Origin of the sequence: Brucella pseudogrignonensis (assembly GCF_002252525.1) — a bacterium.
GTDB lineage: Bacteria > Pseudomonadota > Alphaproteobacteria > Rhizobiales > Rhizobiaceae > Brucella > Brucella pseudogrignonensis.
Genome location: NZ_NNRM01000046.1, coordinates 92,227 through 104,497, shown reverse-complemented (window position 1 = coordinate 104,497; position 12,271 = coordinate 92,227). Strand labels below are relative to the sequence as shown.

Below are 12,271 nucleotides of genomic sequence, written 5' to 3'. Positions count from 1 at the left end.
GAAATATTGATACGATCAAACGCGCCCGAAATCGTCTTCAAAGCGTACGATATCATCCTCACCCAAATAAGCTCCGGTCTGAACCTCAATCAGTTCAAGCAGGATTTTCCCGGGATTCGAAACTCGGTGCACTGCCCCCTGCGAGATGTAAGTGGATTCATTCTCCGACAGGAAAAGACTTTTGTCATCGATTACAATTTCAGCCACGCCGCGCACGACCACCCAATGCTCAGAACGGTGGTGATGCTTTTGTAAAGAAAGCTGTTTGCCCGGCTTGATGAAAAGACGCTTTACCTGAAACCGATCACCCGAAAGCAGGTGAGTATACCCGCCCCATGGGCGATAAATAGTTCGGTGTTCCTCGGCGAGCTTTGCCGTGGCGGGCTGCTTCATCAGCGCCTTTACGATCATGCCTACACCTTGTGCTTCAGAGAGCTTGCCGACATAGAGCGCATCTTCCGAGGCTACAATCGTCAGATCATCGACACCGTTGACCGCAACATGGACGCCTTCGGACAAGACCAGTGAATTATTGGTGTTGTGAAGACTGACCGGTCCACGTGCAACGTTACCCGCCTGATCCTGTTTGCTTTCCTTCCAGACAGCATCCCATGATCCGAGGTCCGACCAGCGGATCGGAGACGGGACGACCGAAGCGAGCTTTGTTTTCTCGAAAATTGCATAATCGACAGAAATATCGGGAGCCTTTTCGAACTCTGTACTATCCAAGCGGACGAAGTCGAGATCGCGATGTGCAGCAGAAACTGAAGCCTCCGCAGCCTCATACACTGACGGTGCATGGCGCTTGCATTCGTCCAGGAAAACATCCGAGCGGAACAGGAACATCCCCGAGTTCCAGTAGAAGCCACCTTTCGCGAGCATCTCGCGGGCGACTTCTTCTTTCGGCTTTTCTACGAAACGCTTGATCGCGCAGGCTCCGCTTTCTTCCAGCTCGCCAGCTTCGATGTAACCGAAACCAGTCGCCGGTTCAATCGGCGTAATCCCAAAAGTGGCAAGGCGGCCCACGCGAGCGGCATTGCTGGCCGTATCAACGGCCTGAAAATAGGCATCGTCCAACTCAATATTGTGGTCCGACGCCACGACATGGATCAATGTCGGCTCATCTTTTGCAGCAATCAGCGCTGCAGCAGCAATGGCTGGTGCCGTGTTACGGGCGACCGGTTCCAGAATAACGTCTGAAAGTTCGACACCACATTCCAGTGCCTGTTCCGCCACCAGAAACCGATAGTCTGCGTTCGTTATAATGATCGGCTTGGAATAGCGCTTCGGGTCAGACAACCGTTTCAGTGTCATCTGGAATAGGCTGAGTTCGCCAGTCAGAGCCAGAAACTGTTTTGGACGTCGAGAGCGCGACATTGGCCACAGTCTCGTACCCTTCCCGCCTGCCAACACAACTGGCCTGATCAACATTTCACGCAATTTAACTTCCTTTCGAAGAGCAGGTCTTAGATTGTCTCAGCAAGCTTTGCGATCAACCCACTCAAAATCCGTTCGGTCTTTTCCCCGGAATCCGTTTCCACGTAAATCCGCATTTCCGGCGCATTGCCCGACTGGCGAAAATGAACCGTATCGCCATTCGCAAACGCCATGCGCACGCCGTCCACAGTCGATATTGATTCCGGCGCGGCAATCAAGGAGGAGAAACTAGAACGGAAAGATTGTGACGTTTCTATAGCGCGCAAAAATGGAATAGCGCGATCTGCAGGAACTTCCTTGACTCGATCAGCCTTCATGAAGCGGGAGGGAAGTGTCGCAACCATTTGGCTCAACCGCATGCCCTGCTCTTTCGCCTGCGCCAGAACCGCCACAGCTGGCAAAACGGAATCACGGGTCGGCAGGCGGCGCAATAGGCCAGACTTCAATATCACATCATCGCCGAGTAAAAACCCGCCATTTGCCTCAAAACCAACGACAGGATGAACATCTGCACACGCCATTTCAGCCACGACATAGGGCGATCCAATCCGTGTTCTCCGAATATTTTCGAACCAGCCGCTTTCTTCCAAAGCACTTGTCGTACTGAGTGGCGTAACTACAGTTTTCGCACCGAGATACCGGGCTGTCAGAATACCCAGTATATCTCCATTCACCTGCTTTCCCTGATCATCAATGACGAGAGGTCGGTCACCATCACCGTCCGTCGACACCACGGCATCTAGTCCGTGCTCAACAATAAATTCGCGCGACCTCTCCAAGTCAGCGGGATCCAGCGCTTCTGTATCAACGGCAACGAATCGTTCCATTCTATGAAATGGACGAACCTCCGCGCCAAGGCCTTCAAATATGCGAACGAGAAGATCCCGCCCCACGGCGGAATGAAGATCGATACCTATTTTCATTCCGGCCAGGGCATCGCGACCAAAGGAATCGAGAAAACGGCTAACATACTCTTCTGCAGGATCAGCAATGGGCTCAGGTAAACTTAGAGAACCTGATTGCTCAATATTGCCCTTACTTAACAACTCATTCGCTAGCGAACGTACGGGAGATTCGTCTTCCTTGAGGAACTCACCATCTGGTCTATAGAATTTAATACCGTTGTATGCTTCTGGGATATGACTTCCCGTTATCATTATTGCCGGCGAATTACGAGCCATTGCGTAAGCAGCGAGTGCAGGGGTTGGAACGTTACCAACCCAAATCGCCTTCTTCCCTTGCAAATCGATTGCTTTTAAACATGACATAGCAATACTTGGGCTAGATTCTCGAAGATCTGCAGCTACATAAACCTCACGCATTTTGAAACGATGTGACATGTTTTCTAAGAATGAACCGACATAAGCCGCGCAAAGCTCTTCAGTAAATTCAATCGCTGGTCCTCTTAACCCGGAGGTTCCAAATGCTACTTGCATTACTACCACTCGCTGTAATCATCCCAAAGGGGAACATGGATATCTACCTAACCAAAAGGTTGCTATATCCGATAGCGATCTATTTCAAATAGATAATTTTGCTATAGGAAATGTTCATGGATATTATTCAGTTGGATTATTCTTCTCGAACCATCCGATTGTTCAACCTTCTGCCTCCTTTAGGGAAACTGGGCTAGCCGTGCACTCATAAATAGTCTAGTTATTTGAATAAATTAGTGATTCAAAGGCCTCGGATTTGGACATATTTGATGTCACAACGCCCCTTTGAGCTCACAGAACGAGAGTGGTCGATGGTTACACCCGGTCGCCGTGCTGGGCACCCGGAGTTCCACGGGTTGATGACCGCATGGTTCTCAACGGGATGCTGGGGGGCAGACTGGCTCGTCGTGGTCCAAAATCCCTGAACGCTATGGTATTGCAGCAATCTTCTACAATCGGTTCTTTCACGGGCGTGGTGCTGGTATCTGAGATCGGTTGCTCGAGGCTGTCTCTGAGGCCTATGATGGCGACATCGTGATGATCGATATCACCTCTGTTCGTGTTCATCAGCATGGAGCTACAGGAAAATGGGTGATACGACGATGGTTTGCCTAGACGTTCGCGCAGCGCCCTCGCAAGCAAGATTCACACGATCGTTATGCAGAAGGCCGCCTGTTCAATCTTTGCCTGACTGGCGGACAGGTTGCCGATTGCTGTGAGCCCGAGGGTCTCATTGAACGTATCAAGGCAGACGGCACGATGCTTGCGGGTAGAGCCTACGATACCGATGCGATCCGGAAGACAGCAGTAGGGCGGAAAATCTGGGCCAATACTCCACCCAAAATCCACCGGAAGGACATCTTCGCGTTCTCGCCAAGAGTATATCGTCCGAGAAATCTGGTCGAGCGGTTCTTTAGTCGCCTCAAACACCATCGTGGTACTGCCACACGCTATGACAAGAACCCCGCCCATTTCCTAGGTCGTGCACTCATAAATAGACTAGCTATTTGAATAGACTAGTGATTCAACGGGCTCGGATTTGGAGGAGCTTGATGTCACGTCGCCGCTATGAACTGACAGAACGGGAATGGTCGATTATTGCGCCGCTGTTGCCATGCAAACCGCGTGGCGTGCCCCGCGTTGATGATCGCATGGTGCTCAATGGTATTCTGTGGCGGTTTCGCACCGGGTCATCATGGTCCGAAATCCCTGAGCGCTATGGTGTTGCAACGACCTGCTACAACCGGTTCGTTCGTTGGCGACGTGCTGGTGTCTGGGATCGATTGCTGGAGGCCGTCTCTCAGGCCTATGACGGTGATATCGTTATGATCGACAGCACCTGTGTTCGTGTTCACCAGCACGAAGCCACAGGAAAAAAGGGGATACCGACGATGGTTGCATGGGACGTTCCCGGGGCGGCCTCACAAGCAAAATCCACGCAATTGTTGATGCAGAAGGCCGTCCGATCAATCTTTGCCTGACGGGTGGTCAGGTTGCTGATTGCTCGCAGGCTGAAGGTCTCATGGCGTGCATCAAAGAAGGCGGCACGCTGCTTGCTGACAAAGCTTACGATACTGATGGCATCCGGAAAAAGCCGCAGAACTAAAAGCATGGGCAAACATTCCACCCAAATCCAATCGCCGCGAGATCTTTGCCTTCTCGCCATGGGTTTATCGCCAGAGAAATCTGGTCGAACGCTTCTTTAACCGCATCAAGCACTATCGTGGCATCGCAACGCGTTACGACAAAAATCCGGCCAACTTCCTCGCTGCTGTCAAACTGATCGCCGTGCGCATCTGGTGCATCAGTTTATGAGTCTACGACGTAGCTGCTTCAAAACGAATGCAATCTGCGCTTCCGAAAACTTTGATGCTTTCAAGGAAAGCTCCTTCTCCCAGATAAGGGATTATAAGTGAAAAATTCTAGTTCTGAATGACCTAATTCAACGTGAGCACGTCAATTTGGAGGACCAGAGAATAAAACCCGACCGTTTCACAGAAGATTAGATCATCGGCATTCAGAAAAAGCACGATGGGGGGTACACCGGTCTCGGAGCTTTGCCCCTAACACGGCGTCCGCCATGCCAGCATCTACAAATGGAAGTCGAAGTTCGGAAGCATGGAAGCGCCGAAAGCCAAACGGCTGAAAACCTGGAGGAGGAGAACACAACGCTATAGGGATCGCTTACTTATGGACTAAAATGATGCTCTCCTATATGAGTAACCACACTCTATGCATAACGCCCAACGGACTGAGAGCTGTGTCATCCAATCCATCCACTAGAAGTTGCACGTATGATTAAAACACGCATAAGAAAAGCTGCGAGAGCCATGGCCGATTGGCCTGTTGTTGGAAGATTCATCCGAATAGGAGTAGCTGTAATCCGGCTACCCGAAGTGCGCGACTCTTATTCCGATAGAATGGATATGAACAAGCAAATGCTTATGCATTTGCACGAAAAGCTTGAGCATTTCGAAAAGGGCCAAATACCACAACTTCTGGAAGTTGTAGCTGATATCAATCAGAGGCAAGGTACGTCCGATAACGATAAGAATAATCTGATCAAGTCTGTACCCGTCTCTCTCAGGGCAATGCAGAGAGAGATAAATGAAATACAGCAAAGACTGAACCATAAGGAAGATAATTACTCAGATCAAACAGAAAAATCTCTCATTCAAACCTTGGAAGGAGATATAAGCAGTAAACAGAAGGATACCGACAATAAGATTTCTGGATTATCAGAGTCAGTTGCATTCCTACTGGGACGCGTTGAATTCGTTCGAAGAGAATTAATGTTTGAGATGCGGTACGGAGCCAGTTCACCAAATCAAAGTGAAATCAAGGCTGAAACAAAGATAATAAATGAAGAGAAGTTAATAGAGGCCCAGTCAACCTTACTTAAGTTGAATTTGGGATGTGGCCATATTCCGTTAGATGGCTACATTAATGTGGATCGTCGAGCACTCGATGGTGTTGACCTTGTATCAGAAGTTGATGATCTACCATTTGAAGAAGGCTCTGTAGAGGAAATTTTCTCTGCCCATCTTATGGAGCATTTTCCCCAAGAACAGCTGAAGAGAGAGCTACTACCTCATTGGTTCAGAATTCTGAAAAACGGCGGATCGTTTCACGCCGTTGTGCCGGATGCTCAATCAATGATGAGTGAATATATGAATGGTAGCTATCCTTATGACTCTCTTAGAGAGGTAATGTTTGGTGGCCAAGACTATGATGGCGATTTTCATTTCAATATGTTCGTTCCATCTCAAGTTGAAGAACTCCTAGCTAATGCTGGTTTCACAGATATTCGTTGGTTAGCCGTAAAACGACGCAATGGATCGTGCTACGAAATGGAATTTCAGGCGAAGAAACCATGATTACCCCTAGTGTATCGATAGTTATTAACACTTTAAACCGCAGTTCTGTTTTGGAGAAGACGCTCCAAAGCTTAGTTTGGCTGAGATACCGTGGAGATTTCGAAGTTGTTGTGGTGAACGGTCCATCCATCGATAACACACAGGAAGTTTTATCTCGGTGGCGTGATAAAGTACGTATTGCTGATTGTCCGACGGCTAACTTATCGATGTCTCGAAACATCGGGATCTCCATGGCTCGAGGAGATATAATCGCATTCTTAGACGATGATGCTATACCGGAACCAGAGTGGCTGGAACAACTTACAGCCGCATACAGCGATCCTTCGGTTGGTGCGGCCGGCGGATTTGTCTACGACCATACGGGATATAATTTCCAGTATAAGTATTGCACAGTTGACCGGTTCGGAAATGCTGATCTGTCAGCGATTAGCGCAACGCCTCAGTATTCCTTTCCTAAAAGTTATAATATTCCTCATCTATTGGGCTGCAACTCTTCGTTCAGACGGAATGTACTATTGCACATCGGTGGATTTGACGAAGAGTATGAGTACTTTCTCGACGAAACAGATCTCTGTATCCGGATCGTTGATGCAGGATATCTTATCACTCAACTGCCTAATGCATATGTGCATCACAAGTATGCTCCGAGTAACATTCGTGGAGAGAATAAAGCCACAAGAAATAGATTCCCAATCGTTAAGAATAAAGTTTACTTCATACTCAAGCACAGTCTTGAATTCCACTCTATCGATATAGCCCTTGAAGAGATAAATAACTTCATTGTTGATCAGAAAAGGGACGTTCTGTGGTGTGAGGGCGAAGGGCTCCTCTCGTCTAGTGATGCAGAGCAATTTTCAATTGATGTTAGCAAAGCATTGGAAATTGGTTTGCGAAGAGGACTGCAAATTGAACCAAATCGAAAATTTATAACTGACGCATCATTGGCACAATACGACGGAGCGTTTCTAAAATTTGGAGTTAATGGGACATCGAGCGCTAAGAATATTGTTCTCATTTCAAGAGATTTCCCACCCGAGTACGGCGGGGGCATCGCAATATTTACACGTGATCTCGCACAATCACTCGCACGGAACGGAAACATTGTTCACGTCGTAACGCAAAGTTACGATATAAATCGAGTCGACTTCGAAGACGGGGTTTGGGTACACCGAATTCTGACTAAACAATACGAACCAAGCGTTGATCCGGAACTCGCCGCCATTCCGAAAAATATTTGGGATTGGTCGGCTACCGCTCTTGAAGAAGTCGAACGAATTCAAACGCACCGCCCGATTGATGTAGTTGAAGCGCCCATATGGGACTGCGAAGGTATTGCTTTTCTATCAGATGGAAAATGGCCGCTGGTCACCAGCTTGCACACTACAATGCACTTCTGGCTAAACAGTCACCCCGAGAAAGCCTATGACAAGAAATGGATGGAGGAATTCGGCTTAACAATGCTCGCTACGGAGAAACTGTTGATGACACGGTCGGATGCGGTCCGGGCTAACAGTAGAGCGATCGTGACTGAAATAGAAAACGCCTATGAATTCAAGTTCAATCCGGATGGAATTCTCGTCATTCCACACGGTTTGTCCGAAGTAAGTCTACAGCATGGTTTCATACAGAATGAAGACAGAAATCATATTGAAATACTATTTGTTGGCCGATTGGAGGCCCGAAAAGGAATAGACATCCTCCTGAGCTCTTTACAAGGCATCCTCGAGAACAATTCCGACATCTGCGTCAGGATCATTGGCGACAACTCGCTTCTTAATTGCGACCACAAGACATATATGGAGCAGTTCACCCAAGCGTATCAAAATTACTCTTGGTTCGATCAAGTGGTATTTGAAGGAAAAGTGACAGAGGATAGCTTAATAGAGGCTTACCAATCATGTGATATCTTTGTAGCACCGAGCAGATTTGAATCATTTGGTTTAATATTCTTGGAAGCAATGCGAGCAGGAAAGCCGGTCATTGGCACGAATGTTGGCGGCATTCCAGAGATAGTCATAGATAAATTGAATGGTTATCTGATAGAAACTAATAATGTCATCATGCTTACCGAAGCTCTTCAAACTCTTATCGATAACAAAGATTTACGTCAGACGATGGGATCGGCTGGTCGTGAGATATACGAAAGCAGATTTACCGCCGATAAGATGGCCGTGGCGTCAATTGGTCTATATAGAATGGCTATAAGCCGAAAAGAAGAAGAGCAATAAGTATTCTATCTCCATCGGGCAACACTATGAAAATATCATATATTAATTCGGTGTGCGTCGCGAATGACGCCATCTCTAACGCTATTGTTCAAGAGATTAAGTGGGTGCGAGAGAAGGCTTCCAATGAGGTCGTCCTTTTTGCATTTGCCTGCGATTACGCCGAAGTTCCACACACATTGGTCAAATCTGTTGGAGAAATTATACTCCACCCCCATTTTCAAAGCAGCGATCTGATCGTTTTTCATTTTGGCGTATATCACGAACTCTTCAACGCAATATTTTCAGCCAACAAAATGTCAAAGAAATATGTCATCTTTCATAATATTACTCCAAAGGCATATTTGCCACCCTCTGCGCACCAAATAATTGACCGTAGCATCGCTCAAATGCATAATATGCGATTTGCCGACAAGATAATCTGTTGCAGCAAGGTTAACCAGGGGGTTTTGCGGAGTGCTGGAATCAATACAGATAACACGGTAGTGCCACTTTCCATAGATATACCTGATTATCCTCCGTCAACAAAGCCGAGTTTCCATGACAATATTATACGTATAGCTTTTGTCGGTCGATTTGTTCAATCCAAGGGAATTGACGATTTAATAAAATCTTTAAACAACATCGTAAGCGGAAATATTGAGCTTGTTTTGCAAGTCGATTTGATCGGAAACCTAAAATTCTCAGATGAGATAGTTTTCGATAGACTAAAAGCGAACATTGAAAAGATTCATTCAAAAGCTAAGGACAAGATACTATTTAATATTCACGGAAATGCATCGAATGATGCTAAGCACAAGATATTGGCGGAGGCTGATATATTTGTGCTTCCAACGTATCACGAGGGATTTTGCGTCCCAATCCTTGAAGCGATATCAGCAGGTTGTCTTGTTGTTTCTTATGACAACAGCAATGTTCCAGAAGTTTGTGGTGGATTGGGAAGCCTAGTGGCTACCGGAAACACCGTATTACTAACAGAAGCAATTTCTTCTTTATTATTGAAGGTTAGTTCGCCCGACTGGCGAAGCGGTGATGGAGGTTATTCCCGATACGTAAGGGACGCCATATCTCACATTAGCCACTATTCCCCCAACAGTATAAGACGTGATTTATTGAAAGCTCTGGAATTATATGGTCGGCGTACAAAACTGGATATAAAATGCTAAAAAATGAGATAAAAAATAGTTTACGACTAGCTTGGATGCTCGCTTTGCGAGATGTAAGAAATAGATATGCTAGCTCGTATGCCGGAATTGTTTGGACAATCGGGGTTCCATTACTGTATGCCGTCATTAATGTTTTCGTCTTTTCCATCCTGATGCGAGGACGAATGGGCGTCCATTATGGAGACATCCCGTTTTCTTTGTTTTATTTCGTCCCTTTTACACTCTGGAGCTTCTTTTCTGAAGTAGTCATAAGAAGCACCGGAATTCTTAAGCAATATAGCTATCTTATAAACAAGATATCTTTCCCGGTTCGGGTTTTACCATTAATTCCACTCGCATCTGCATTTATATCGCAGTTGGTTATTGTTTTTATTGTGGTTTTATTGATGTCTATATTTAGAGTCACACCAACTTGGGAATTTTTACCAATCTATGGCTTAGTTTGGCTTTCTTGCCTACTCTTGACTATAGGTTTTTCTTATTTGATATCCGCAATTTCGGTATATATACCAGACATGGAACAGATAATACCCGTTGCGGTGAATATACTTTTTTGGATGACGCCCATTCTTTATCCAGCGACCCTCGTCCGCGATAGTGGGGTAATTTGGGCACAAGTCCTGATCGCCGACTTGAACCCCTTCTATTATTTGGTTGAGTTTGCAAGATACTCTGTTTTTGGACATGGGTTGGGAACATGGCATGGATTGATTTTAAGTATTATTGCATGCTTTGGCATCTTTATTTTCGGGATTTGGAGCTTTAAAAAGCTACGGCCCGGGTTTTCGGACGTATTATAACGTGCATTATCCAGGGATAAAATTTATGACGACCAGCTCTAACGCAGTGGTTTTCCAGAATGTATCTAAAGTCTACAAGACATATTCTACCCCACGCGACCGGTTGATGGAATTACTGTCCGGGGGGCGGCGTGTTCGCTCTAACGAAACCGCAGCGTTGCGGAATGTCTCATTCGTTCTTCCGAAGGGCGGCAGGTTAGGTATAGTTGGCAGTAACGGCAGCGGAAAAAGCACTCTGTTGAAGGTGCTAGCTGGCGTTCTTACGCCGACTGCTGGAACAGTTGAAACATCTGGGCGTATTTCAGCCTTATTGGAATTGGGTGCGGGTTTTAATGGAGAGTTGACCGGCGTCGAGAACATTCGCCAGTATTGTCTATTGCACGGCATGTCTCGTGAGGAAATCGAGATTGCACTACCCAAAATTGTAGCGTTCAGTGAGTTGAGAGAGGCTGTCAAGCATCCCGTAAAAACATACAGCAGTGGCATGGCTGTCCGATTGGGTTTTTCTTGTGCTGTTTATGTTAAACCGGATATACTAATCGTAGACGAAGCCTTAAGCGTCGGAGACGCTTATTTTCAGAATAAGTGTTTGCAGAAAATAAAGGCTCTATTAGATGATGGAACCTCTTTTATTTACGTGACACATGCAGCAGATTCAGTTCGCGCACTTTGTACTACAGGGCTATGGATGGACCATGGGCTTGTGCGTATGGAAGGATCCTCCTCTGAAGTCGGTGCCGCTTATCAAGCAGACGTCTTTCGTAGAATGATCCATTCTGGAATCGAACCCCAGCCAGTTGACGAGAACCTTCCAACTATTGTTGACGCCACCCTTGCTTCTTCTGAGGTGAAGTACAATGACAATCGTCATCGTCTCTTTGAACAGCGAGTTAGTGATTTAAGGTCTGGAAGCGGTGAAGCGCAAATCGTTGATATATCAATAATAAACCGTGAAGGGGCTGAAACTGACACCGTCTCGTTTAAGGAGCGACTTCGTGTGCGGATTTTTTATCGTGTGTTTGAGAAATTGCCTCCAGACTGTGGATTGACGTTGGGAATTACCGATAGCTCAGGTAGGCAGCTTCTTCATTTTAACTCGCTTACAAGCGATGTGGTACTTAAGTCTCGGACCAGCAGCCCGCTGGACGTAATAGAATTCGAGTTTGATAACCTGCTGGCTCCAGGAGAGTATGGCGTTATTGCAGGCATTGGAACCTTCAAAAGGAACCCTAAACAATTCGGTCAGCTCCTTACGGATGAAATCGTGGATTACGTGGCTGGGGGCGCGAGGTTTAGCGTTGAATTTCCTTCACAAGATGTAAAGCTTGATCTGTGGGGAGTTTGGTGTCCGCAATGTTCTATCTCTCAATTTTCAGTCGGTTAAAGGTGAGCGCGACGAACACCGCTCCTTTTCTTTTGTAGATGATGCCGCGAGATAAGCTCCTTCATTCATAGGAGCGAACCGCGATGAATGGAGATCGGGTTGATGCCTGCTTGTAGACATGGATGAAGCCAGGCATAAAGGGGAGTATCGTCGGATCCGGGGGCGGGTAACGGCCCGATTGCTACGGTAATCCCCCGCCAAATAACGGACTTCAAAAGTAGAATTTTCTCGGGCTATATGATTGAGGAGATTTTGATGAAGACGAGCAGATTCAGCGAACCGCAAATCCTTGCCATCCTTCACCGGACGTGTGTGGACGCTCCCTCGAATGCAAGCAAAATCTTCACTCATTCTTGAACATTGGTCGGGTGCTGACGTGTGTCCGGCCTCTCGTTGCGACCTTATCATGTCGCGGGCCCATATGGGAGTTCGCAGATCAGGTCCAA

7 protein-coding genes and 3 pseudogenes are annotated in these 12,271 nt (G+C 46.8%); 8 read left to right on the top strand and 2 right to left on the bottom strand.

The features are described 5' to 3' along the window. Nucleotides 1–15 precede the first annotated feature (15 nt). Entirely contained in the window at nucleotides 16–1,440 is a 1,425-nt protein-coding gene (locus CEV34_RS22080) for a mannose-1-phosphate guanylyltransferase/mannose-6-phosphate isomerase (protein WP_094544523.1), read from the bottom strand. Between the two features lie 26 nt (nucleotides 1,441–1,466). Then, nucleotides 1,467–2,873 (bottom strand): phosphomannomutase, encoded by a 1,407-nt coding sequence (locus tag CEV34_RS22075; protein WP_094544522.1) that lies wholly within the window; start codon nucleotides 2,871–2,873, stop codon nucleotides 1,467–1,469. A gap of 269 nt (nucleotides 2,874–3,142) precedes the next feature. Here CEV34_RS22075 and CEV34_RS22070 point away from each other — a divergent pair. The 8 genes and pseudogenes from CEV34_RS22070 (at nucleotide 3,143) to CEV34_RS22035 (ending at nucleotide 11,825) form a co-directional block, all read left to right on the top strand. Further along, nucleotides 3,143–3,884: pseudogene (locus CEV34_RS22070) on the top strand (IS5 family transposase). A 41-nt stretch (nucleotides 3,885–3,925) separates the two neighbouring features. Next, nucleotides 3,926–4,688, top strand: a pseudogene (locus tag CEV34_RS22065) (IS5 family transposase). A 264-nt stretch (nucleotides 4,689–4,952) separates the two neighbouring features. Beyond that, nucleotides 4,953–5,072, top strand: a pseudogene (locus CEV34_RS27780) (hypothetical protein); the annotation flags it as partial. Between the two features lie 95 nt (nucleotides 5,073–5,167). Beyond that, nucleotides 5,168–6,250 (top strand): class I SAM-dependent methyltransferase, encoded by a 1,083-nt coding sequence (locus tag CEV34_RS22055; RefSeq protein ID WP_143853478.1) that lies wholly within the window; start codon nucleotides 5,168–5,170, stop codon nucleotides 6,248–6,250. Next, nucleotides 6,247–8,478 (top strand): glycosyltransferase, encoded by a 2,232-nt coding sequence (locus CEV34_RS22050; RefSeq protein WP_094544520.1) that lies wholly within the window; start codon nucleotides 6,247–6,249, stop codon nucleotides 8,476–8,478. Before CEV34_RS22055 ends, CEV34_RS22050 begins: the two co-directional genes overlap by 4 nt. 104 nt (nucleotides 8,479–8,582) lie before the next feature. After that, a complete protein-coding gene (locus CEV34_RS22045) occupies nucleotides 8,583–9,641 on the top strand; it encodes a glycosyltransferase family 4 protein (protein ID WP_171379526.1) in 1,059 nt (352 codons plus the stop codon). Next, complete coding sequence (locus tag CEV34_RS22040; RefSeq protein WP_094544518.1) at nucleotides 9,635–10,441, top strand: ABC transporter permease; 807 nt, start codon at nucleotides 9,635–9,637, stop codon at nucleotides 10,439–10,441. Before CEV34_RS22045 ends, CEV34_RS22040 begins: the two co-directional genes overlap by 7 nt. Nucleotides 10,442–10,466: 25 nt before the next feature. Next, on the top strand, nucleotides 10,467–11,825 hold the full coding sequence (locus CEV34_RS22035; RefSeq protein ID WP_094544517.1) for an ABC transporter ATP-binding protein: 1,359 nt from the start codon (nucleotides 10,467–10,469) through the stop codon (nucleotides 11,823–11,825). Nucleotides 11,826–12,271: the final 446 nt, after the last annotated feature.

What these genes read in the sequence shown, in the direction of transcription:
- CEV34_RS22075 (WP_094544522.1), bottom strand. Translation starts at nt 2,873, where the DNA reads ATGCAAGTAGCATTTGGAACCTCCGGGTTAAGAGGACCAGCGATTGAA.
- CEV34_RS22055 (WP_143853478.1), top strand. Translation starts at nt 5,168, where the DNA reads ATGATTAAAACACGCATAAGAAAAGCTGCGAGAGCCATGGCCGATTGG.
- CEV34_RS22050 (WP_094544520.1), top strand. Translation starts at nt 6,247, where the DNA reads ATGATTACCCCTAGTGTATCGATAGTTATTAACACTTTAAACCGCAGT.
- CEV34_RS22040 (WP_094544518.1), top strand. Translation starts at nt 9,635, where the DNA reads ATGCTAAAAAATGAGATAAAAAATAGTTTACGACTAGCTTGGATGCTC.
- CEV34_RS22035 (WP_094544517.1), top strand. Translation starts at nt 10,467, where the DNA reads ATGACGACCAGCTCTAACGCAGTGGTTTTCCAGAATGTATCTAAAGTC.